Source organism: Vibrio antiquarius (genome assembly GCF_000024825.1).
Lineage (GTDB): Bacteria > Pseudomonadota > Gammaproteobacteria > Enterobacterales > Vibrionaceae > Vibrio > Vibrio diabolicus.
Genome location: NC_013457.1, coordinates 1,007,636 through 1,029,574, shown reverse-complemented (window position 1 = coordinate 1,029,574; position 21,939 = coordinate 1,007,636). Strand labels below are relative to the sequence as shown.

Annotated in this window: 22 protein-coding genes; 10 read left to right on the top strand and 12 right to left on the bottom strand. The window is 46.6% G+C overall.

What is annotated here, in order from left to right; all coding sequences use genetic code 11:
- Nucleotides 1-347 precede the first annotated feature (347 nt).
- Complete coding sequence (locus VEA_RS19490) at nucleotides 348-1,115, top strand: hypothetical protein (protein WP_006740972.1); 768 nt, start codon at nucleotides 348-350, stop codon at nucleotides 1,113-1,115.
- A 115-nt stretch (nucleotides 1,116-1,230) separates the two neighbouring features.
- Nucleotides 1,231-3,921, top strand: a complete 2,691-nt coding sequence (gene ygjK / locus VEA_RS19485; RefSeq protein ID WP_006740973.1) for an alpha-glucosidase — start codon at nucleotides 1,231-1,233, stop codon at nucleotides 3,919-3,921.
- Nucleotides 3,922-4,054: 133 nt separating this feature from the next.
- Here ygjK and VEA_RS19480 read toward each other — a convergent pair whose 3' ends face one another.
- The 4 genes from VEA_RS19480 to VEA_RS19465 form a co-directional block, all read right to left on the bottom strand.
- Entirely contained in the window at nucleotides 4,055-4,567 is a 513-nt protein-coding gene (locus VEA_RS19480; RefSeq protein ID WP_006740974.1) for an O-acetyl-ADP-ribose deacetylase, read from the bottom strand.
- A 59-nt stretch (nucleotides 4,568-4,626) separates the two neighbouring features.
- On the bottom strand, nucleotides 4,627-5,052 hold the full coding sequence (locus VEA_RS19475) for a VOC family protein (RefSeq protein ID WP_006740975.1): 426 nt from the start codon (nucleotides 5,050-5,052) through the stop codon (nucleotides 4,627-4,629).
- A gap of 154 nt (nucleotides 5,053-5,206) precedes the next feature.
- Nucleotides 5,207-6,049 carry a LysR family transcriptional regulator gene (locus VEA_RS19470; protein WP_006740976.1) on the bottom strand — a complete coding sequence of 281 codons (843 nt, stop codon included), beginning with the start codon at nucleotides 6,047-6,049 and terminating at the stop codon, nucleotides 5,207-5,209.
- Between the two features lie 151 nt (nucleotides 6,050-6,200).
- Nucleotides 6,201-7,508 carry a DUF1254 domain-containing protein gene (locus tag VEA_RS19465; protein WP_006740977.1) on the bottom strand — a complete coding sequence of 436 codons (1,308 nt, stop codon included), beginning with the start codon at nucleotides 7,506-7,508 and terminating at the stop codon, nucleotides 6,201-6,203.
- A gap of 141 nt (nucleotides 7,509-7,649) precedes the next feature.
- On the opposite strand from VEA_RS19465, the gene VEA_RS19460 reads away from it, so the two are divergent.
- A complete protein-coding gene (locus VEA_RS19460; RefSeq protein ID WP_006740978.1) occupies nucleotides 7,650-8,564 on the top strand; it encodes a LysR family transcriptional regulator in 915 nt (304 codons plus the stop codon).
- A gap of 72 nt (nucleotides 8,565-8,636) precedes the next feature.
- Here VEA_RS19460 and VEA_RS19455 read toward each other — a convergent pair whose 3' ends face one another.
- From VEA_RS19455 to VEA_RS19435, 5 genes are all read right to left on the bottom strand, one after another.
- Nucleotides 8,637-9,122, bottom strand: coding sequence for a VOC family protein (locus VEA_RS19455; protein ID WP_006740979.1), 486 nt, complete (start codon nucleotides 9,120-9,122; stop codon nucleotides 8,637-8,639).
- A gap of 138 nt (nucleotides 9,123-9,260) precedes the next feature.
- Nucleotides 9,261-9,578 (bottom strand): DUF4144 domain-containing protein, encoded by a 318-nt coding sequence (locus tag VEA_RS19450; protein WP_005460842.1) that lies wholly within the window; start codon nucleotides 9,576-9,578, stop codon nucleotides 9,261-9,263.
- Nucleotides 9,579-9,674: 96 nt separating this feature from the next.
- A complete protein-coding gene (locus VEA_RS19445; RefSeq protein ID WP_006740980.1) occupies nucleotides 9,675-10,385 on the bottom strand; it encodes an HAD family hydrolase in 711 nt (236 codons plus the stop codon).
- A gap of 25 nt (nucleotides 10,386-10,410) precedes the next feature.
- Entirely contained in the window at nucleotides 10,411-10,947 is a 537-nt protein-coding gene (locus tag VEA_RS19440; protein ID WP_006740981.1) for a DUF924 family protein, read from the bottom strand.
- A gap of 65 nt (nucleotides 10,948-11,012) precedes the next feature.
- Nucleotides 11,013-12,860 carry a M3 family metallopeptidase gene (locus VEA_RS19435; RefSeq protein ID WP_006740982.1) on the bottom strand — a complete coding sequence of 616 codons (1,848 nt, stop codon included), beginning with the start codon at nucleotides 12,858-12,860 and terminating at the stop codon, nucleotides 11,013-11,015.
- A gap of 283 nt (nucleotides 12,861-13,143) precedes the next feature.
- Here VEA_RS19435 and VEA_RS19430 point away from each other — a divergent pair, with 283 nt between their 5' ends.
- Entirely contained in the window at nucleotides 13,144-13,506 is a 363-nt protein-coding gene (locus tag VEA_RS19430; protein ID WP_006740983.1) for a hypothetical protein, read from the top strand.
- 69 nt (nucleotides 13,507-13,575) lie between these two features.
- Here the strand turns inward: VEA_RS19430 and VEA_RS24085 are convergent, their stop codons facing one another.
- Nucleotides 13,576-13,749, bottom strand: a complete 174-nt coding sequence (locus tag VEA_RS24085) for a hypothetical protein (protein ID WP_005391896.1) — start codon at nucleotides 13,747-13,749, stop codon at nucleotides 13,576-13,578.
- A gap of 234 nt (nucleotides 13,750-13,983) precedes the next feature.
- Between VEA_RS24085 and VEA_RS19425 the strand changes: the two genes are divergently transcribed.
- The 3 genes from VEA_RS19425 (at nucleotide 13,984) to VEA_RS19415 (ending at nucleotide 17,790) form a co-directional block, all read left to right on the top strand.
- Complete coding sequence (locus VEA_RS19425; protein WP_006740984.1) at nucleotides 13,984-15,126, top strand: sugar diacid recognition domain-containing protein; 1,143 nt, start codon at nucleotides 13,984-13,986, stop codon at nucleotides 15,124-15,126.
- A gap of 158 nt (nucleotides 15,127-15,284) precedes the next feature.
- On the top strand, nucleotides 15,285-16,637 hold the full coding sequence (locus tag VEA_RS19420; protein WP_006740985.1) for a GntP family permease: 1,353 nt from the start codon (nucleotides 15,285-15,287) through the stop codon (nucleotides 16,635-16,637).
- A gap of 16 nt (nucleotides 16,638-16,653) precedes the next feature.
- Entirely contained in the window at nucleotides 16,654-17,790 is a 1,137-nt protein-coding gene (locus tag VEA_RS19415) for a glycerate kinase (RefSeq protein WP_006740986.1), read from the top strand.
- A gap of 96 nt (nucleotides 17,791-17,886) precedes the next feature.
- On the opposite strand, the gene VEA_RS19410 is transcribed toward VEA_RS19415, so the two are convergent.
- Nucleotides 17,887-19,323 carry an aminotransferase-like domain-containing protein gene (locus VEA_RS19410; protein WP_006740987.1) on the bottom strand — a complete coding sequence of 479 codons (1,437 nt, stop codon included), beginning with the start codon at nucleotides 19,321-19,323 and terminating at the stop codon, nucleotides 17,887-17,889.
- 92 nt (nucleotides 19,324-19,415) lie between these two features.
- Here VEA_RS19410 and VEA_RS19405 point away from each other — a divergent pair, with 92 nt between their 5' ends.
- The 3 genes from VEA_RS19405 to VEA_RS19395 all read left to right on the top strand — a co-directional run bounded on the left by VEA_RS19405 (nucleotide 19,416) and on the right by VEA_RS19395 (nucleotide 21,433).
- Entirely contained in the window at nucleotides 19,416-20,315 is a 900-nt protein-coding gene (locus VEA_RS19405; RefSeq protein ID WP_006740988.1) for a DMT family transporter, read from the top strand.
- Nucleotides 20,316-20,382: 67 nt separating this feature from the next.
- Complete coding sequence (locus tag VEA_RS19400; protein ID WP_006740989.1) at nucleotides 20,383-20,667, top strand: hypothetical protein; 285 nt, start codon at nucleotides 20,383-20,385, stop codon at nucleotides 20,665-20,667.
- Between the two features lie 238 nt (nucleotides 20,668-20,905).
- Entirely contained in the window at nucleotides 20,906-21,433 is a 528-nt protein-coding gene (locus VEA_RS19395; RefSeq protein WP_005391876.1) for a hypothetical protein, read from the top strand.
- Here the strand turns inward: VEA_RS19395 and VEA_RS19390 are convergent.
- Nucleotides 21,417-21,929 (bottom strand): GNAT family N-acetyltransferase, encoded by a 513-nt coding sequence (locus VEA_RS19390; protein WP_006740990.1) that lies wholly within the window; start codon nucleotides 21,927-21,929, stop codon nucleotides 21,417-21,419. The two genes, VEA_RS19395 and VEA_RS19390, sit on opposite strands and share 17 nt — an antisense overlap.
- Nucleotides 21,930-21,939 lie beyond the last annotated feature (10 nt).

Here is a 21,939-nt window from a genome sequence, read left to right as displayed (position 1 = left end):
CCAATTGTGATCTCACGCTTTTATAAATCGATTGGTGTCATTTTTTGATACTTTTCATCTGAAAATTTGCGCTCTTATCAGAAAAGTTTTAGTAAAAATCTTTGCCATCTTAATTTTACTCTTCAAAACAATTATACTGACTATTATCTTGATAAGCCCATAGAGCAATGGCCATAACTTGTTCAGGGTGGGTAAAATACATCCAGTTAAAGAAAAGTAAAAAAATTTAATGGATAAGATATGTTTTACGCCAACAAGATAGAATATTGAGACCAAAATCACAAGAGTAGGACTCTCTTGAATTTATCATCATGGATGCTGAATAAATAAAATACAGGCATTGTTAGATGAATAATTCTGCAACGTATTTACTTGCTGCTTTACGAGAAAAAATAAAAGAAAAAGGCATTGGATATTCCGAGCTTTCTATTGGACTTGGAATCCCGCTTTCTACTATAAAAAGGCAGCTTCACAATACGTCTCTTGGTTTAGATAAAATCTTGTTGTACGCCACGCACCTTGATACGGATTTGGTTGAGTTATCCATGCGAGGTAAGCAACTGCAGCAAGAGAGTGAACAGTTTATCACCGACACCAACAGTGAGATTTTTCATCAATATCCTCACTTATTTGATTTTCTTTATCTTTTGCGTCGACCTGAGTGGCCTTTAGAAGAGATCGCTCGGAGATACCAGCTGAGTGATACTTCCGTTGCGCTCTATTTACGTGCACTAGAAATGATGGATTACATTGAACTGAAAGGGGATAAACACTATCAATTTAAAGATACAGGCCGCTTTATTTTTGAAGAAGGTTCAAATTTAGACACGCTATTTGCACAGCGCTTTCGTGAAGAAGTGTTTAGCCACGATATTCGACCTCCAATTTGTGTTGGACGTATTGCGATTACCGAAGAACAAGAAGAAAAACTGGCAAATGAAGTGTACAACAAACTAATTGAGTTTGATGTTCAAAATAAAACCAGTGAAAACAGTCAACGACTAAAAAACGTTTTACTCACTTTCACACCTGGTAATCAGATATTTTTGGCTGACACAATTCCGAATATTAATGGCGATTTATTAAAAGCCATCACTATCGCTAAAGAAAAATAAAAGAATAATTATCGGAAGCTTGTGCTTATTTAGTGCGAGCCGGGCTTCTGCACACTAAAAACACTCATTTATATAAATGAGAATATAAAAATAACGTAAATAATAGGGAAAAAGTATGTTTAAAAAGAGCACACTTGCCATTCTGATCGGGGCTACTATTTCGCTTGTTGGATGTGGTTCCAATGATAAAACTGAAATCCGTTTACCACAGGCGCCAACTTCGGAATTTACTAACGTGATTGATCGTACTGGTAATCCAACTTACCTGCGTGATTACGACAGTTATTCGAACCTGAAGTACAACGCGTTGACGGATAACGGCGCGTGGCATGGCCATTTGCTACCTGAAGATGCGGCGGGTTATGGCGCTTTCGGCGGTATTATGCAAGTGACGCAAGAGTACGCGCATTTTATGTCTGGCCAAACGTTCGACAAGCTCACGTTGACCGACAAAGTGAGTGGCCAAACTTACGACTTATCGAACGCAGAAGCGAAAGTCTATTCCATTCCAGGTGCGTTAGTGCAGGTGTTGGACTTGGACGATATTCACGTGCAAATGGTGCTGCGCTTCGTAACTGACCGTTCTTCGTTGGTAGAAACGCTCATCACTAACAAAACTGATCGTGATATGAACTTGGCGTTGGAGTGGGACGGCGAGTTGGTGAAATACGCGCTGTCGACGCGAAAAGACCAAACCGTGGCGCAGTACTACCCAGATTACAAGCGCCAGATTTCGACCATCGAGAACAGCATTAAAATTAACTTTAGCGAGATGAAAGACAACTGGGCGATCCGTAATGACCGCGATGCCGAGTTCCGCATTACTCGTTCTCTACCGACGAAGACGTTCACCAACGAAACCTCATTCAGTTCTACCGCGGAGATGAGCCTACCAGCAGAGCAAACATCGGCGGTTTATACGGCCTATTCTAACCTGCACAATGCGAAAGAAGTGCAGTCAGAATCGTTGAGATTGCAAGACGTATTGGCGAATCCAACTCAATACATGGAAGCGTCGAAAGCGCGTTGGGACGGCTATTTAGCGAATGGTCTTATCAACAAAGAAGCGACAGCAGACCAAGCTCGTGTGGCCGTAAAAGCGATGGAGACCCTAAACGGTAACTGGCGCTCTGCGGCGGGCGATATTGAACAAGCGACAGTCACGCCATCGGTCACTGCGCGTTGGTTCTCTGGTAACTTAACGTGGCCGTGGGATTCGTGGAAACAAGCGTACGCGATGGCGCATTTCAACCCAGATGTTGCGATGGACAACATTCGCACGGTATTCCAAGAACAAGTTCAAGCTGATGACAAGATTCGTCCGCAAGACAAAGGCTACTTGCTGGATGTGTTGACGTACACCAAACCTATTAGTCGTGGTGGTGCTGGCTCTGAAAACTGGAACGAACGCAATACGAAACCATCGTTGGCGGCATGGTCTGTGATGGAGGTGTATCACGCTCTCGTGAACCAGTTTGATCGCCCAGAAGACGCGCAAAAATTCATTGATGAAATGTATCCGAAGTTGGTGGCATACCACGATTGGTGGCTATCAAACCGCGACCACAACCAAAATGGTGTGCCTGAATACGGCGCGGCAGTGGACCCAGCACACAACACGGAAGAAGGCGTAATGTACGTTTGGGTAGAAACGCGCGATCCTAACTTCACGACCATTATTCCGGCAGAAGACATCATCGAGCAAAACGGCAATTCTTATAAAGTAAAAGGCATGGCGTCTTACAATAAGATTCTCGATGAAGTGGATTACATGACGATTCACGTCGGCGCACAAGAAGCGGCGGGCTGGGAATCGGGCATGGATAACGCGGCTCGTTTTGGTTTTATCTACAATATTCACAATATGAATTCGCAAGCTGAAGACATCAGCAACCCAGACAGAAATGTGGATCAACTTGGTCGCTACGCGGCAAGTGCGTACGGCTTTGATAACAGCATCAAGCTGGAAGGCGAAGAGTGGGTGTACAGCAATACGTCAGCGGAAAACTTAGCGAAACTCGATCTAGCGAAGAAAGATTGGGAAGTTCGTTTTGCAGAAAACCGCACCAACAATAACGCTGCGGACGGCGAGCTGCTTGGCTTCTCTATGCTGCAAGAATCGGTGGATCAAGCCTCTTACATGTACTCAGACAACAAATACTTAGCGGAAATGGCGAAGTTGGTGTCCGATGGCGTAGAAGGTAAAGATCGTGCGCAAGAATTCCTTAACGGCGCAGAAAAAATCAAGACGTACATTAACCAATGTATGTTTGATGAAAGCACAGGATTCTTCTACGACATTCACTTAAATGTGGCTAAAGATGGCACTACTCCTGCGCCTCTTGCAAATGGTTGTGCGGGTTTGCCGATTGTAGAGCGTGGACGTGGCCCTGAAGGTTGGTCGCCGCTGTTTAATGGTGCAGCAACGCAAGAGCATGCCGATAAAGTGATCGCGGTGATGCGTGATCAAGACGAGTTCAACACGCCAGATAAATTCCAAGGAACGGGTGTGCCTTTGCCGACCGCATCGCAGACCAACCCTGCTTACGGTAAAGATGTGTACTGGCGTGGTCGTGTATGGCTAGACCAAGTGTACTTTGGCTTCCGTGCGATGGAAAACTACGGCTACAAAGAAGAAGCGATTGCAATGGCGAATGAGTTGTTTAACAACGCAGAAGGTATGACGGGTGACATGCCAATCCGTGAAAACTACAACCCAGAGACGGGCGCGGTACAAGGTGCGTCGAACTTCTCTTGGTCTGCGGCGCATTTGTACATGATGTACAACGGATTCTTCAAAAACTAGATCGCACACATTAAGCGCTTTGGATGACCCCCCTAGCATTCGTAGCGCTTAACGAACGATAATTCAGTGATAAATAAGACAAACCGGACTGTATTAACAGTCCGGTTTTTTTATGTCTCTTGTCATACAGATTTCAGTGCTGGGTCAGGGCGTGTTGCCAAATCGAAAGCATCTCTTCACTAAACAAGTAAAAGCGCATATCGAGTGCCGCGTATTCCGGTCTTTGACAAACGGCCATCGCGACTTCTGCTGCTTCTTGGGGCGGGTAACCATACACTCCGCAAGAAATCGCAGGCAGCGCCACACTTTGGCAGTGGTTGGCGAGCGCGAGCTCCAGCGAACGTTGATATGCAGATTCCAACACCGCTTTTGGATCGGCAAATTTATCGTAAATCGGGCCAACGGCATGAATGACGTAACGCGCGTTTAAATTGCCAGCCTCAGTAATGCGTGCGTCACCAAACGGGCATCGAATACCGTCGACATCATCAATGGCATAACACGCATTGATAAGCGCAGGCCCTGCTGCGCGATGAATGGCACCATCGACGCCACCTCCGCCGAGCATTCTCGGGTTTGCTGCATTCACGATGGCATCGACATGTGCGGTGGTGATGTCGCCTTGGACTAACGAGATCGCGTTCATTTTTTTGTGCCTTCTACAATGATGAGAAACAAATGGTCAGTAACACAGTTAAGTGTAGCTTACTCATCAATCACTTGAGGTTTTAACTCGACGACATTTCCTTCCGGATCATGTATATAGAGTGATCTACCGAACCCTTGTGCGCCATACCGCTTCGCAAACTCTTCGGTTTCAATGCCGCGTGAACGCAGATATTCCAGCATTTCATTTTCTGAAAAAGGCGCTAGTTGCAGGCAAAAATGGTCAATATTACGACCATTTTGAACTGGTGGCTTTCCGCCAAGTTGTCCTAACTCGCTGTCTACCGTCACCACATCAATCAATGCGTTACCAGCCCTAAGCTGGGTTAAACCAAGCTCCATTACTTCGCGCTCGACAGGGCAGCCCAAAATATCTCGATAGAAATGCAACATGGCGTCGAGGTTGCACGTTCTTAGCACAACATGATCAAGTGCTTGGATTGCGATTGGGTTGTTGGTGGGCATGCTTCACTCCTTTTGTGCGGTTATGGAAAAGTATACGACCTGAACGTCCATATTGATCGTTAAGCCATTTTTAACATATGCGCATTTAGTCATAAAGAGTGCGTTTAAGAAGAGAGAAAGAGTTTTTGGCGAAACGCCTTGATGTGCGACCGCGTCAGGCGTTTAGGCCTGTAGCAAATTGGTCACGCGCCCAAGCTCGCAAACGTTGATGGGAAGTGCTGGATTCATCTCGTTTATGGAAAATCAGTTTATAGCTGACCGGCTCGGAAAACATTGGAGTTTGAATGACTTGCAGATTCAAAGCCGATTGCCATTTCTGCGCCAAAGACAGGGGAAGCACGCCTAAGCAATCGTGTTTCGCCACATAAAGCATCATGCCAGAGAGTGATGTTGTCATCATTTCCACATCACGTTCTTGCAGCCCTGGCTGGTGAATTTCGGTGTTGCTAACTGGGAAGTCTTCGTCTCCGACAAACCGACAGTGCTTTTCAGAATAAAACTGTTCTTGTTCGATTTTTCCTGCGATACGTGGGTGATCTTGACGACAAATCACCACCATTGGCTCTTCAAAAACTGATTCACTGATAAACGATGGGTTATGAATGGTCGTTGGGCTAATAATCAAATCGATCTGTTTAAGTCGTAGATCGTTCAATAACGAAGGTAAATCCGTATCGGCGCAAATGCTGATCGTGTTGGTTGGTGTGATGCGGTGGATCAGCGCTTCATTACAGCTCAGGCGGAAAGTGCTTTGATCGGAAATGGCATCATTGATCATCGCAAACGCCTGATGAAATTTAGGTAGCAACTGATGCGCTACAGAAGTGAGTTTGATTTGTCGCCCATCCTTCACAAATAACGATTTGTTGGTTTCTTTTTCCAAACGCTTCATGGATGCGCTAATCGCTGGCTGAGTTAGCCCTAGGTGCTCTGCGGCGCGAGAGTAAGATTGATATTCAGCAACAATTAAAAAGGTTTGGATTAGATTAAAATCCATACGATACCTAAATAAAAATAATCACTAGATTGAGCGGGTGGCTCTTTGATTTTTGGGCTTGATGTTCGCCCTAGACACCCACCTTGAAATAAGCCCCCTTAACGCACTTACGAGCTAAGGAGGCGACAGAGCAGTGGTTCGTTAAAACGAATTATTTAACTACTTTGATTTCAGGCATTTGATACTCACCACTTTGGATTACATCGTCTGCGCCGTAGAAACGCATGATGGCGTAGAACGGTTTTTCAGGTACTGGCAAGAAGTTTGGATCGTCTGCACGGCCTTTCTCGTTCGCACTCATGTAAATGGTGTAGTAACCGTCTTTGTCCGCTTTCATGGTTCGGTCGCCACGGCTGTGACGGTTTAGGTCGTTTTTCGCCATCAAACGGTTGTCGTTGCCGTAAATAGTAACAGACCAGAATTCGCTGACGTTCGGCGCTTTAAAGCGCATCACGTAATCATGCTTCGAACCATCCAGTTTTTGACCAGTGCTGTCGAAATCTGATTTACGGTAAGACGCTTCGATAGGTGGTAAGCCCCACTGACCAAGGTAAGTACCTTCTGCAAAAATATCGCGTGGCGCATCACCCAAGGTATCGCGTGTACCAAGCAACGTACGAGCATCTGTCATTTTAGGTGCAAGTTCGACGAGGTGTTCCATACCTTTCTTCTCACCAACTTTTGCCAGTTTTAGCTGCTCAGGTGTGAAGTCAGTTTTGCATGGTTCAACGCCGATAGATTGGTATTTGTCCAACCACTGTTTGTCTGCATTGCCCATCGAGCCATCACATAGCACGAAGTTCACGCGTTCAAGCCATGTTGAATTTTTTGGATCTGGATACGTTCTTTGTACTGGTTTGGGACCGTTCTTACCTAAATATTCCGATAGGGTACGAATGTTCCATTGGTCCATGTAGTTAAGCGCGACTTTCGCATCTTCGTCATTCACTGCCATGATGCGACCCATCAGCTTCACAAGGTTGCTGTCTACGCGAACCACTTCGTCGACAGAAGCTGGCACTTCACCTTGCCAATCTTGTGCTGCAAACATGAACTGGCCGCCTTTTGTGCCGCGAGTACGAGAACTGAACGCTGCGTTGGTGTAGTGGCCCATGTCCATTGTGTGCAAGATCCAGTAACGGCCTTCATCCATATCAGGTACGCTCACAATGACAGGTTCTGCAGCAACATCTAACCAGCCCATAAGGTGAAGCGTATCGTTATTAATGGTTGGGTGAGCGGTGTAAGAGTCATCAGCTAGAGCACGAATATTCTGAAAGCGGTTCAGTGGATAGTTGTTTTCTACCGCCGTGTGATAGAAAAACTTGTACGCTTCATCAATAGAGTAGCCGTAGATATAAGCATCTTCTGCAAGATCAACATTGGTGTTAGCCGCAAATACAGGGCTGGCTCCTAGCGCTGATAATCCCAATAGAGTAACGAGTAATTTTTGTTTCATGGCTGGTTTCATCCATTTGGTTGTGAGGATATATTTCCAGCTAAGCTTAGTCGTTAACCCGTTTATTACAGAAATGAACTGTGGGTATTTAGTCTATATCAAAAGTGATATGGTTTGAGAAAAGCTAAAGAGATAACGTTGATGAACTTTGATTACAATTTGCTCAAGGTGCTTGCAGTGATTCTTGAAACACGCAACACCACAACGGCTGCGGAGCGTTTGTGCACCAGCCAGCCTGCTGTGAGCCGAAGCTTGCGTAAAATTCGGGATTTGTTTAACGACGACATTTTAGTGCGCAAGGGCACCAATATGGAGCTCACGCCGAAAGCCGAAGAGATCAAAGCGCAGCTTTCTGGGATCATCAACGACATCGACAAGCTGGTGAATGTTTCTCATAGTTTTGATCCCGCGACCGAAAGCAGTGTTCTGCGTGTTGCGATCAACTCGTCCATTGCGCAATGGTTTTCTGCCGCGTTTACTCAGCTGCTAGCCAAAGAAGCGCCGTTTATGAACTTGGTGATCGAAGACTGGACGGAAACCACGCCAGACAAAATCGATGCGGGTGAAATCGCTTTTGGCATCAACTATTTCCCTATGGAATTGCCGAAGCATCTGGTTCAGAAAAAAGGCGGGCGGGACGACTTTGCTCTGGCCTGTCGCGCGACGCATCCGCATGGTGGCAAACGCATGTATTTGGATGACATTTCAGAGTACGCGTACGCGGTTCACATCATCCAACATTGGAATGAAAAAGAAGATCACATCTCGCGCTTATTACAGCCTTTTTCAGTTGTCCCAAGAATTCAACTGCGTACCACGCACATCAACACCATTTTGAATTTGGTTGCGGATAGCGATGTGCTGTTTCCTTGTTCGCGTCACTTGATCAATCAGTTAGATAAGCGTTTTTCTTTTATCGAATTTGATGACGCGCTGCCGAAATTAGAGGGTAACTTCGGTTACGTTTACAGCGTAAAGCGCCGTAATGATCCGTTGATATTGTGGGTTAACAATACCGTTGAATCGTTGATGAAGTCGTTAGGCATTGAGTCGTAACAATGGTTGGTGAAACGGTTTGAACAACCGGGTTCAGTAACGCACTGATCCCGGTTGTGTTGCATGATGTAATTACTCGTATTCAGAAGCGTAAGTTTCTTCATAAGTGTGCGAGTAAAGCTCGAACAGGTTGCCGAATGGGTCTTCTAGATAAACCATTTTCGCAGGCTTGTTATCGTCTTCTGGGTGGTAACGCATGATGTCCATACGAACTTTGCCACCAAACGCTTCAGTGCGCTTGATTGCACCTTCAAAGTCGTCCGTCTGCAAACAGAAATGGAAGATACCGATGCGAGAAAAATCCACTTCATGGCGCTCTTGACGCTCTTTCATTTCAAATAACTCAAGTCCGATGCCATCGCTTGTCACTAGATGCGCAATGTTGAAGCCTTTAAAGCCCTCACCAAAGACCGCAATACACATTCTGCCAATTGCGGTTTCGCGTTCTTCAATCACTTTCGTGTTACCCATAACGACTTTTAGACCAAGCGCTTGTGTGTAAAACTCAACCGCTTTATCCATATCTCCGACCATAATACCGACATGATTCATTTTCATTTGTTTGCTCCCAACATGTGTGCTTAAACGTTGTTTTGTTTCGATGTGGGAGAGTATATGGCGCGGTTTTAATTACATGAAATTATCATAAATTATAAAAATAATAATTTTGTGTAATCATCATGAGCGGGGTTCGAGCTAATTGGCTAATGCCTCAACAGCTTGCTGTACCGAGGTGAAGTGAATTTTGATGATGCATCTTTGTGCGAGACTAAACTCATGCGACTGGATGAGTGACGTAACTTCCTCGACGGACAGAGTGCGTTCTTCCGGTTGTAAAACGGTGGTGTTCGAATCGTTGTATTGCAACCCGAACGTGTTGCCATTTGAGTCAATTACGTAATCATCTGGCCCCCAAATGAGCGCTTCGCATTCGGAATCAAGATCGGCATGAGAACGCAAATAGATAAGTTCATCGTCGCCATCGAGTTTCAATAAACATGGCCATGTAACCATGGGGCCTCCGGTGTAGTGGCTAAAATTGTTCCAATGTCTGAAAGGGCAAGGTGAGCGCTGGCATTCAAGGTGTTGGCCTTAAACCGCAGTCAAAAATTACGTGTGTTGAGCAATAATCGAAAACAGCTCGTCAACCGTTCTTGCCACGTAATCTGGTTGCACGCTCCAATGCTCTGGCATCGCGCCGCTGTACGCTGCTGCAACGGCAATCACTTTACTTTGGTCACCCAACTGCTGTTCGATGTTGCGTGCGAATTGCGTGTCGGCTTCATGGTCACCGATGTACATCAGCTGTCGATTTTCTGCGTGACCAAAAATCGACTCAACGCATTTGATACCACTGTACGCATCGGGCTTTTGGTGTCCGTTCGAGACGTCATCATACCCGATGATGGATTTAAACGGCGCACTGATGCCGTTGTCGGACAGCACTCGACGAATATTGCTTTGTGAGTTTTGAGAGCAAATGCCGTGAGGCAGCTGCGCAAACTCTTTAATAACGCCATTAATGCCTTCAAACAGGGTTACTGGTGTTTGGTTTTTCTCTTGATGCTCTGCCCATAAACCACCAGCTTTTAGCATTTCATCATGGGACATGCCGTAGTAATCCACGTAGAGCTCTTGCCAGTTTTTCGCCGCGTGGTTTGCGTAGTGATAGTTGGCTTCTGAATGGAGATATTTCGGTAAATTATCGCCAGTTAAATGCGGGGCAACGATGGCTAAGATCGCTTTGGTGATGTCGATGTTTTTCGGTACAGAGTTTACGAGTGTCCCATCGTAATCCCACAATATGGCGTCTAATTTCATTCAACGTTCTCGTTGTTATTGATGGTTAAAAGCTGGAACCGGGTTGCTGCAAAAATGCTAACTCTTCAGGTGTGCTTTCTCTTCCCAAGATGGCGTTGCGATGTGGGTAACGTCCAAATTGGTCGATGATGGCTTTGTGTTTTAGCTCAAAATCGTAGTTACTTTCAAGCCCTGATGCGCGAAACAATTTCTCTGCTTCGACATGAATGAGGCGAGATTCGCTGTGCATAAAAGGCATGTACAAAAAGCTTAGCTGCTCAGGCACTAATTCTTGATCGTGTCCTAACCGAATTGCTTCTTGAGCCAATGCTAATGCGAGCGGGTCTTGCGCAAACGCTTTTGGGGTGTTGCGATACACATTCCGTGAAAACTGATCGAGGACGATGATTTCGGCCAATCGTCCTTGTGCGCTGTCACGCCAATTAAACAGTTCACAACGAGCGGCTTGTTCTAGTACCGAGGCAAATCGTGATGCAATATGTTTGTCCAGTTCTGGGTTGTTTTCAAACCAGTTTTGAGGCGTTAGCTCTTCGAACCAGAACTTGATGATTTGTTGATGCATGGCGCTTCCTTTTGTTGTGCCTTAATAGCAAAAAGCCAGAAGCGTGGCTTCTGGCTTTTGGCGTGTTATCGACCGTAAGTCTCTACGATGTAACGTTCAAAATCGTCACACATTTGTTCGTCAGAGATGACGTTGCTTGCCAGTTCTTTACTGCCGTCGACGACTTTAATTGTCGCGTTCAGTGAAGCAACTGGTGCTCGTTCTCGTGTTGCAAGTGAGTCGATTTTCTTCTGCTGTACTTCCCACGCTTGCTCTGGCGATAGATTACATACATCTGCCAAGTACTTAGCATTGAACCCCTCGCCAGTCAGGCTGAAAATGGTTTCGTTGTGCGACAAATGATTGCCTGCATGCCAGTAGTGTTTTGCCAGCAGTGGGCCAATTTCTGGGTTATCCGTCAGATAGCCAAACTTCTCAAGGAAGTATGCGCGGGTCTGATACACCGCCATGTGCGCGAGTAGATAACCTTGATACGCACAAGCCGCTTCGTCGGATAGCAAATGTGGAATCGCCATCAGTGGGCGAGGGCTGCATTCCAAACCAAGGATCTGTTTTTCACAATCGCGAGCCAGCTTAGTGATGCGCTCTGGCGTTAACTCGTCATCGCTAAGTTGATATAACGCGCGTTCAAAGTACGGCACAACCAAGATGCTACGTTCTTCATAAGCTTTGAATGGCTGACGACTGTTGATCATCGCTTGAATGATCTCATCAGGAACCGGATTCCCTTCATCATCCAGTGCGTATTGTTTTAGCCAATCGGCATCGGTTAACAGGCTGTCACAGAACATCGACTGAGTTTCTGCATAAGCCATTGAAGTCGGCGCAAACTCCTGCGAGAAACAAGGCGCGTTCATTTTTACGTTCGCAAAGTGTGCTGCGTGGCCACCTTCGTGGAACAGCGTGTTAATGCCATCGTAGCCGCTGCCCACTTGGTCTGGTTTGGCATTGCTGGTGAAGTTCACCTGTGCTGCGACCCATTCGCCTTGATTGTAGAATGAAGGGATAGGGCCGTGGCAGAACCCGTTCGGGTACTTACCTTTGCGGTCTAACAAATCCAGCGTTAGCGTCGCGCCAGAGTAATCAATATTCAGACGACCAAACGATTCTACCCAGCGTCTCAGAGATTTAGAGAACGGCACGTATGGGTCAAGGTCACGCATGACGTCACCCGCGAACGAGTAAACAAAGTTGAAGCCAGTGAGTGCGCTTGCACCTTTCTCTTTCGCCAAGTTTTCTAAGCTGTTTAGGTGCGCATCTCGCGTGCGTTGTTCGAAATCTTCCAAAATCTCGAATAGTTGCTCAGAGCTCATCTTTTCCGTTTTTTGCACGGAGTAATCAAAGAAGGTCGTATAACCAAGTGAGCGTGCGAACTGGTTGCGCAGTTTGATCAGTTCTATAAAGCCGTTTTGCAGTAGCCATTGTTCAAGGTTCAGCAACGCTTGATGAGCCGATTGGCGAACTTCTTCATGATTGTTGGTGCGAATGGTTGAGCTCAATACTGGCAGTGAACCTTCCACTTGCTCGCCGTTTTCATCGGTAAACGTTTGTACGTGGTTCTGTTTTTTCTCGAATAGCTCAGCTTCAAAGGCAATGAGCTGATTTTTCAACGCTTGTGCCTTTTCGCCCTCGATTGCGTGAGATTCAAACATCGCCAGCCAACCAGAAAGACCCGTAATGGTTTGCTGTTTCTCTTGTGGGTCGGTAATTGAGTCCGCGGCTTCAAGCTGTTGTTTGATGGCAGTAATTTGCTCGGCGTTGCTTAAAAAGCTTGTCCATGCGGTTTGTGCTTGCGTCGAGCCATCATGGTCATCGCTGATCCCCATGTAAGTTTCCCAAAAGAAATCTTCTTTGGTGCGGTGAATCGCGAGGTAACGTTGATTGAGGTCGTTGAGATAATCCGTTGCGGTCATTTTGATCCTTCAAATGGTTGGGAGTAGACCCCTAATTATTGCACGCTTGTTGATAATAAAGGAGGGACAAATTAATTTGCTGGTAGTGTACTGCGTAAACGTGATTTTACTATTTGTTTACATTTTAATGAGTTAGCAAGAGTTGTTACGCGTTCGGAGTGCGCAGTGTTAAGGCTAGCACGGGTTTTACAGTTCATCAGTTAATTAATCTGCGAGGCGCTCTCGATGATCTTTGTCATGTGTAATAGTATTTCTATATCGCGGCAGTACATATGGAAACGATATGATAAATAAGACAAAAGTTACTCTATTGGCGCTAGGTACGATTTTGGTTGGATGCTCTTCTGTCACGCCGCCAAGAAATGATGCGGTTGAGAACATTCAACAAAAGTGCTCTGTAATTTTAAGCAGTGATGTTTCAGGTGAACAGCGCTGGCAGACATACAACGGCTTGCTTGTAGAATATGCTGTGCATGGCATTAAAACTCAGGCGCAGTTCGAACGCTTTGAAGCGTTTGTGCAGCGAGTACAAAATGATGAATCTGGACAGTTAGTTACCGAGCTGATTGAAGTCACCGATTGGGGATGCTCAAACGGCAATTATCTTGAAGAGATGGGCTTGTTTATTCAAGAAGTTCAAAAGTAAAAAACCGAGCGTTAAGTCGCTCGGTTTTTCTGTTTATGGAGCGCTTTGTGCGCTGGCCCGTCAGGACGCTTACTCCTCTGGGTACTCGCCCATACCTTGCGTTTTACCTTCCGCTTTCCAATGCTCACCGGGGTCAAATGCTTCATCGCATAAATCTACGGTGTAGCCCATTTCTGTGATTTCCTTTAATGTGAGATTATCTGCAATTTTTGCGACTTCACCCGATTTATTACGTAATTCCATGTTGTTTCCTCCTCTGTAGGTAGACGAGCGGTATCGATGCACAGTGACGAATGCATCGGTGACCTTTGTTCTAAGTATATAACTCTCAGCTCAAAATGAGGGTTTAATCCATTTTTATCGTGTGGTTAATTGAGTAATGCTTTGAGCTGCTTCAGTTATTTTTAACTGCATCATCGCGACAGTTGGCTATTTGTGATTTATTGAACGATTAAATTGTCAATCTGGAAAATCGAAATGGTTATTCTCGACCACTCCCTAGCACAGCAAATTGTCGATCGAACCATGTCCATCATTGGTCACAACGTAAATGTGATGAACTCAGCAGGCATCATCATTGGCAGTGGCGATCCCAAACGCGTTGGGCAAGTGCATGATGGCGCGGTATTGGCGTTGAATCACGGCGATTCACTAGAGCTGAATGAGCAGCAATGCTTGACGTTGCAGGGTGTCAAACCCGGAATCAATATGCTGTTGAAATTGCATGGCGACGTGGTCGGTATTGTTGGTGTGACAGGCGAGCCGGAGAAAATCCGAGATTTCGCCAAACTGGTCAAAATGACCGCTGAATTGACAATCGAACAAGCCGCGCTGGTGGAAAAATTTCAGTGGGATAGACGTCATCGCGAAGAGTTTATTCTGGCTTGGATCAATGGCAAATTGACCGATGAAGAGCTGAAAGATTGGGCGATGCGTCTTTCTATCGATGTGACTCAACCACGGGTGGCAACGGTGATTGAAGTCTCGACGCCGTCCGCTTCAAAAAGCATGAAGAGCGTGCGCAATATTGTTGAGTTGCTTGAATACCCAGAGCGTAACAACCTGGTTGCGATTGTCTCGGTGAATGAAATTGTGGTGTTGAAACCGTGTCATTCCGCCAAGCAGTGGGATAGCCAAATCGAAAGTGAACGCATTGATAAGTTGATGTCGCGTTTAAGCGATCACGATTCGCATACGTTTCACATTGCGCTAGGGCAGTTGTTTAATGAGCCTAAAGATGTTGCTTTGTCATACCAAAGCGCAAAGCAGGTATTAGCCATTGGCAAGCAGTTCTACCCAGAGAAACGTAAGTACCTGTTCGATGAACTTCGTTTGCCTGTGCTGTTGGCGCCGTTGGCGGATATTTGGCAAGGTGAACAAATTATTGATGGCGTGAAACGGTTGAAAGAGAAAGACAAATCCGGGCAATTGCTGAAAACCCTAGATGCATTGTTTGAATGCAATGGCAATGTAACAGAATGCTCTAAAATGCTGTTTATTCACCGGAACACTCTGCGCTATCGGTTAGAGAAAATCACCGAGATAACGGGGCTACCAACCACCAATTTTGTGGGGTTAGCGGAGCTTTATATTGCGACTCGGCTCTCAAAAATGTCGTAATATTGTGCATCCGCACAATACGCGTCATTTTTTGACCACATCATTTGTCACTCCGCCTAAAGGAATTCGAAAGCAAACGATTAATAATTCATGCGTCCCTACATGTTGAGTGAGTCAACACGGACTCGCTCAGCAAAATAAGAATAAATGGAGTTATCATGAACCTTATATTAATCCTGCTCGGGGTGATCGCATTTATTGTGCTCACGACCACCAAATTCAAATTACATCCCTTTTTAGCGCTGATCATCGCGGCGTTCCTTGCGGCATTTGCTTACGGCTTACCGGCAGATAGCATTGCCAAAACCATTGCTTCTGGCTTTGGCGGCATCCTTGGTTACATTGGCTTGGTTATCGTTTTAGGTACCATTATCGGTGTTATTTTGGAGAAAAGTGGTGCGGCGATCACCATGGCCGATACGGTTATTAAAGTGTTGGGTGAGCGTTTCCCAACATTGACTATGAGCATCATCGGTTACATCGTTTCTGTTCCGGTATTTTGTGATTCAGGCTTTGTCATTCTGAACTCGCTCAAAGAATCACTCGCGAAGCGTTTAAAAACCTCAAGCGTTGCGATGAGTGTGGCGTTGGCTACTGGCCTATACGCGACGCACACGTTTGTGCCGCCAACTCCTGGCCCGATTGCCGCTGCGGGTAACTTAGGCCTGGAATCTAACCTTGGTTTAGTGATTGGTGTGGGTGTGTTTGTTGCAGCGGTTGCGGCGTTAGCGGGTATGTTGTGGTCGAACCGATTCCAGCATGTAGAACCAGATGGCATTGAAGCAGCAGAGGAAATTCAGCATGACTGGCAAGCACTCAAAGCGTCTTACGGCAAATTACCAACGGCAAGCCAAGCATTTGCTCCTATTTTTGTTCCAATCTTATTGATCTGTTTTGGCTCTATCGCGAAATTCCCAAGCTTACCGCTGGGCGAAGGTTTTGTGTTTGATGTTCTGACTTTCTTAGGACAGCCACTAACGGCGTTGGTGATTGGCCTGTTCCTTTCTGTTCGCCTACTCAAATCAGACAACAAGATTGAAGAATTTGGCGAGCGAATCAGCCAAGGTATTACGGCTGCTGCGCCTATTCTTTTGATTACCGGTGCGGGTGGTGCATTTGGCGCGGTATTAAAAGCAACGCCGCTAGGTGAATACTTGGGTACGACGTTATCGGCGCTGGGCGTGGGTATTTTCATGCCATTTATCGTTGCGGCTGCGCTAAAATCGGCGCAAGGGTCGTCAACGGTTGCACTGGTGACCACATCGGCTTTGGTTGCGCCTATGCTTACCCAATTGGGGCTAGATTCAGAAATGGGCCGCGTATTAACGGTGATGGCGATCGGTGCAGGTGCGATGACGGTTTCTCATGCAAACGACAGCTTCTTCTGGGTAGTTTCGCAGTTTAGCCGCATGTCGGTGGGCTTAGCGTACCGCGCGCAAACCATGGCTACGCTCGTTCAAGGTGTCACGGCAATGGCATTGGTGTACATTTTGAGTCTCGTTCTCTTATAAGTCTCTGGAAATACGTATGAAAGTGGTAATTGCACCTGATTCATTTAAAGAAAGCTTAACCGCCAAACAAGTGAGCGAGGCGATCAAAACGGGTCTTGCTCGTGTATGGCATGATGCCGAGTTTGTTACAGTTCCGGTCGCAGACGGTGGCGAAGGCACGGTTCAATCTTTGATTGATGCAACTCAAGGCGAACAAGTCTTCACAACGGTGACCGCGCCATTAGGGAATGATGTTGAAGCGTTTTATGGCATCCTCGGCGACGGCGAAACCGCGGTTATTGAAATGGCGGAGGCCAGTGGGCTGCACCTTGTGCAGAGTGATGCTCGCGACCCAAAACTGACCAGCAGCATTGGTACCGGACAGCTGATCAAACACGCGCTAGACAGAGGTATTCAACGCTTAATCATTGGTTTGGGTGGCAGCGCTACCAATGATGGTGGCGTGGGCATGTTGACCGCGTTGGGGGTGGCGTTTCTTGATGAATCTGGTCATGCAATTACCCCAAATGGAGACGGGTTAGCGGCGCTTGCGTCCATCGATATTTCTGGTCTTGACCCTCGTTTAGCAACTTGCGAAGTGTTGGTAGCGTGCGATGTTGATAACCCACTCTGTGGTGACAAAGGCGCGTCGGCTATCTTTGGCCCACAAAAGGGAGCGACGGCGTCAGACGTCACTCTGCTCGATAACGCATTGCGCAAGTTTGGCGAGTTGACGGAACAAGCGACGGGTAAGCACGTACTGACTCGTGAAGGGGCGGGTGCTGCTGGTGGTATGGGAGCGGCCTTGCTTGGGTACACGCCAGCACGTTTGCAACCGGGAATTGAGATTGTGCTTGAAACGGTCAAACTTGCTCAGCATGTTGCGGATGCGGATATCGTATTTACAGGCGAGGGTCGAATCGATCATCAAACCGCACATGGCAAAACGCCGATGGGCGTTGCTCAGGTGGCTAAGCAGTGTAATTTACCAGTCATTGCATTAGCAGGCTGTGTGGGCGACAACTATCAGGCGGTTTATGAGTGCGGCATTGATGCGGTGTTTGCTTGTGTACCAAGGGCGATGAGCTTACCTGAGGCCATGAAAGAAGCCGACGTCAACGTTGCCAATTTAGCCGAAAACGTCGCGAGAATGTGGCAAATTCAGTCGCACTGAGGGCGATAACGATACGAGAAAACTCCACCTTTGCGTGGAGTTTTTTGTTGTTACCTGTTTGCGTGTGTGGGCATAAGTTCATTTATTTAGAGTGAGTTAACAGACATGCTTTGCTATCAATTTTGCCAATGTTTGCATCGCGTTACTCCAATCGGTTTCACTACCAAAGTTTGCCACGCTGAGGCGCACGCAATGTCGATATTGCCCTTGAGTGCCAAATACGGTACCGGGAAGTAGGCTGATTCTGTGTTGATTACACGCTTGATACAACGCATAGCTGTCCGTGTCTTCGGGCAGGCGCAACCAAAGCAAGAACGAGCCTTGTACGGCGTTGATCTGGTATCGATGTTTTAGAGATTCGTATTCATCCAAGTATTGATGAAGCATCTGGATAAATCGGCGCATGTTGTTTTGATAAACCCGACCCATTCGCGAAGTATGCGTTCGATACTTACCGGACGTTAGAAACGTTGCCACGGCTGATTGCATCAGGTTCAAACTGCCCATGTTTTCACACAGTAGATATTGCTCAATTTGATCTCGATATCGCCCCGCTAACATCCAACCAATTCTCAAACGCGAATCGAGCGTTTTGGATAACGAATTCACGTAAATTACGCGTTGCTTGTCATCGAGCAACCTCAAGCTTGGCAAAGGCTTGTTATAACTTAACCCGCCAAACACATCGTCTTCGATAATAGGAATATTGCCAGACGCCAATAGCAATTGCCGGCGCTTTTCTAGCGGCATCATGGCACCAGTTGGGTTGGTGAAGTTTGGCGTTACGATGATCGCTTTTATGTCCCATGTCGCCATTGCTTTTGCTAAGGCTTCGGGGCACATACCGTCTCGTGGGCAACTCGGAATTTCCACCGCTTTGAGGCCGAGTGATTCGAGCATCAATAAGTTGCCAAAATAGCAAGGGGACTCCACCGCGACAATATCGCCTTTTTGTGTCGTTGCGCGCAGCGCTAGGCTAATTGCTTGTTGCGCGCCGTGCGTCACCATGATCTCATCCAACTTGGCTGGCGTGCCCAAATCTTGCGTGATTTTCGCCAGTTGTTTGATTAAGAGGTGATCACCGGGTGGTAATTGGTAATGGCTCGGTACATGCGTTTGCTGGCGGCTGTGGCGGCCAATCTCGGCGTACAAGCTTTTGATCGCGGGGGAGTCAATGTTTGGGTGGGCAGAGCCTGCGGGCAAACGCTCTTGGTATTCAGGGTACGTGAGGATTTCTTTGCAGATCGAGAGCAAATCCACGCGAGTCGGATCCGGAATTGGGCGAGAAGTCGGCAAGGTGATTTTCACTCGATAACCCGACTTGGGAACCGAGTACACCAAGTTTTGCGCTTCCAGCTCTTGATACGCACGAATCACGGTGTTTTTGCTGACGCTTAATTCTTGGCTCAATGAGCGAATGGAAGGCAGTCGATCATCCACTTGGTAAACGCCACCATTGATGGCTTGTTTAAGGTGCTTTTCCACCACGAGGTACTTATTCCCTTCACCGTTTTCCAACAAATCTGTACCCATAAAAACACTTCCATCTGTCACTTTTTGAAAACACTGTACCTAATTACATTAACAGTATCTCAAAACATAAAACAAGCGTGAGTGAGGCGATCATGTTAATCCGAGCCATCCCTTTTGTATTTGTCATCCTTTGGGCTTCTGGATTTGTTGGTGCGCGTTTTGGTTTGCAGTATGCCGAGCCAGCGACACTACTTTCTATCCGTATGGCATTCAATGTCTTACTGTTTTTGGTTCTTGTGGCGGTATTGCGTAGAAGGTTGCCGACAGGAAGCGATTTCTGGCACAGCTGTGTGGTGGGTGTGTTGATCCATGGCTTCTATTTAGGCGGCACTTATTTCGCTATTGATTTGGGTATGCCTGCAGGGCTGAGTTCGTTGTTGGTGGGCATTCAGCCGATTTTAACCGCGGCTTTGCTGGTGGTGTTTGTTCGTGAGGAATTTAAACCCTCGCAATGGCTGGGTTTGGCTCTTGGCTTTGTCGGCATCGCTATGGTGCTGATGGGAAACATGGAGTGGCAGTCTGAGCAACATAAGTTCTTAGCCATTGGAGTCTGTTTACTGTCTTTGGTTGGTATCACGTTAGGGACGCTGTATCAGAAAAAACATTGCCAACAGGTTGATATGGTTGGTGGTGCGACGGTGCAATATTTGGCCGCACTCATCATGTTTCTGCCTGTTGCGATGCAGTTTGAAACCATGCAAGTTCAGTGGGAACTGGAGTTTATTTTGACCGTGCTGTGGTTGGTCGTCGTGCTCTCTTGTGTGGCCATCCTGCTGCTGCTGTACATGGTGAGAAATGGCGCGTCTTCGAGTGTGGCGTCTGTGTTTTACCTAGTGCCGCCAACAACCGCGATTCAAGCTTGGCTCGCGTTTGGTGAGTCGTTTGATTGGATGGGCATTTCTGGCTTTGCATTGGCGGCCACTGCGGTCTATCTAGTGGTTAAAAAGTCAGAGCTGACGATAAAAAAGGCTATCAAAACGGAATATACCTAAATTAGGTAGGGACATTCACGTGCCAGTGAGTACAATTCTGCTTCATCTTAATCCGTGGAGCAGAGTGATGACGGCAAAGCCAGACCGAATGACCGCGATGCGTAATATCATCGACCAAGTAAAAGCTGAACTACCGATTTACGAACCGGAAACCTTTGTGTGTGGGCCGGAGGGGCAGTGCATCGGTTGTCCGAAGAAGTTACTGGAAATGGTGGATTCAGAGGTTACTTATTGGGAGTCAGCCATGGAGCGGGGTGTGATTCCGCAGTTTGATGAGATCCGTCGTTTCGGGAAGATGTGCACTAACGTACGTCGCGGACTTGTTCGTAATAACGTTCCACTACTCGGGTAATCTACTTCAGTAAATAAGTGATTGATAAATAAAGTCCTAAAATTGACACATAAATGTGTGCGTTTGCATAGTAACTTGGCGAGCGGTCTCAACTTTGGCCCATGACTCTTGTTTGTCATCTACTAGGGCTTTAAACGTTTTAAATCAGAGATATATTGGTAAGGTCTCACATGGATGTGAGGCAAACGACCATTCATTCTGCTGAGATAAAAAAGTGAGATTAAAGGGATTTACTCTGATGGAAATCACCATAGTGCTCGCCACTTTGGCTTTCATCGCTTTGGCTGCGTTGCCAACACTACTCCACATTCATCGCCAAGCCTATGCGTCGATGTTACACAGTTCCAATTCGTCATTGGGTACCGCGCTTAAATTTTTTAACGCCCGAGTGGTGATAGACAATGCTGCCGAGCAAAACCAAGTCCACTATATTGATAGGAACGTAAAAACCTTAAGTGGTATGCCAGAAGCGAGCGCCAATAGCATTGGCGCGTTATTAGAAATCGATTTGCCGCAGAGTGGCGTGTCCAAAATTGATGTTCCCTGCAAAGGCAGTGACTTTTGTATTATTGGTCAGCAACACCCAAACAGTACCCACTTTGTGTCTATTCCCGATTATCAATTTGTCGACCAGTCAGGTCTGGATCGGGTGGTGTACATTTGGCCGCAAGGGTATACCTTGGCAGAAGAGGCATGCTATTTCTATTATGTAAATCAAGCATCCACAGAGTCTATCGTCCGAGGGCACGTTACTGAGGGTTGTTAGGCGCGCTTAACATCATCTTCTGACTCATCAACACTTCGCCATTGGGGAGAGAGACTTCTCCTAGTTCACCATGGTGCTCAAATCCAAATCGTTCGTACAACGCTATCGCGGCAAGGTTTTCCTTATAAACATTAAGTACAATGGTGTCGTAACCATATTCCCAGGCACTTTTAAGTGCGACAGACAATAGCTGCTTACCTAGCCCTTTTCCTCTGAACGCTCTATCGATATGAATACCTAAAATGCCTGTGCTAGTGAGTTGACCGCCTTCATAACCGCACAGTTCGGCAGGAAAAACCTCTACACTACCAATCAGAGCGTGATTGTCCAAAGCAACAAATTGAGGAATCGATTCAAGTTCTACGCGACGTAAAATATTGGTCAGGGTGTCTTTATCTGGAGCCGGACTGCGCAGGTATTTACCTTCGGCATAGACTCGGTTCCACAGTTCGGTAAAGCGCTCGATATCGCTTACCTGGATGGGTCTGATTTGCATTCATCTTCCT

Bases quoted from the DNA above. Each gene is read 5' to 3' on its own strand.
- VEA_RS19415 (WP_006740986.1), top strand. From the start codon at position 16,654: ATGAAAGTGGTAATTGCACCTGATTCATTTAAAGAAAGCTTAACCGCC.
- VEA_RS19405 (WP_006740988.1), top strand. From the start codon at position 19,416: ATGTTAATCCGAGCCATCCCTTTTGTATTTGTCATCCTTTGGGCTTCT.
- VEA_RS19445 (WP_006740980.1), bottom strand. From the start codon at position 10,385: ATGAAATTAGACGCCATATTGTGGGATTACGATGGGACACTCGTAAAC.
- VEA_RS19440 (WP_006740981.1), bottom strand. From the start codon at position 10,947: ATGCATCAACAAATCATCAAGTTCTGGTTCGAAGAGCTAACGCCTCAA.
- VEA_RS19475 (WP_006740975.1), bottom strand. From the start codon at position 5,052: ATGCCCACCAACAACCCAATCGCAATCCAAGCACTTGATCATGTTGTG.
- VEA_RS19390 (WP_006740990.1), bottom strand. From the start codon at position 21,929: ATGCAAATCAGACCCATCCAGGTAAGCGATATCGAGCGCTTTACCGAA.
- VEA_RS19460 (WP_006740978.1), top strand. From the start codon at position 7,650: ATGAACTTTGATTACAATTTGCTCAAGGTGCTTGCAGTGATTCTTGAA.
- VEA_RS19395 (WP_005391876.1), top strand. From the start codon at position 20,906: ATGGAAATCACCATAGTGCTCGCCACTTTGGCTTTCATCGCTTTGGCT.
- VEA_RS19420 (WP_006740985.1), top strand. From the start codon at position 15,285: ATGAACCTTATATTAATCCTGCTCGGGGTGATCGCATTTATTGTGCTC.
- VEA_RS19490 (WP_006740972.1), top strand. From the start codon at position 348: ATGAATAATTCTGCAACGTATTTACTTGCTGCTTTACGAGAAAAAATA.
- VEA_RS19455 (WP_006740979.1), bottom strand. From the start codon at position 9,122: ATGAAAATGAATCATGTCGGTATTATGGTCGGAGATATGGATAAAGCG.
- VEA_RS19450 (WP_005460842.1), bottom strand. From the start codon at position 9,578: ATGGTTACATGGCCATGTTTATTGAAACTCGATGGCGACGATGAACTT.
- VEA_RS19425 (WP_006740984.1), top strand. From the start codon at position 13,984: ATGGTTATTCTCGACCACTCCCTAGCACAGCAAATTGTCGATCGAACC.
- VEA_RS19465 (WP_006740977.1), bottom strand. From the start codon at position 7,508: ATGAAACAAAAATTACTCGTTACTCTATTGGGATTATCAGCGCTAGGA.
- VEA_RS19430 (WP_006740983.1), top strand. From the start codon at position 13,144: ATGATAAATAAGACAAAAGTTACTCTATTGGCGCTAGGTACGATTTTG.
- ygjK (WP_006740973.1), top strand. From the start codon at position 1,231: ATGTTTAAAAAGAGCACACTTGCCATTCTGATCGGGGCTACTATTTCG.
- VEA_RS19470 (WP_006740976.1), bottom strand. From the start codon at position 6,049: ATGGATTTTAATCTAATCCAAACCTTTTTAATTGTTGCTGAATATCAA.
- VEA_RS19480 (WP_006740974.1), bottom strand. From the start codon at position 4,567: ATGAACGCGATCTCGTTAGTCCAAGGCGACATCACCACCGCACATGTC.
- VEA_RS24085 (WP_005391896.1), bottom strand. From the start codon at position 13,749: ATGGAATTACGTAATAAATCGGGTGAAGTCGCAAAAATTGCAGATAAT.
- VEA_RS19435 (WP_006740982.1), bottom strand. From the start codon at position 12,860: ATGACCGCAACGGATTATCTCAACGACCTCAATCAACGTTACCTCGCG.
- VEA_RS19400 (WP_006740989.1), top strand. From the start codon at position 20,383: ATGACGGCAAAGCCAGACCGAATGACCGCGATGCGTAATATCATCGAC.
- VEA_RS19410 (WP_006740987.1), bottom strand. From the start codon at position 19,323: ATGGGTACAGATTTGTTGGAAAACGGTGAAGGGAATAAGTACCTCGTG.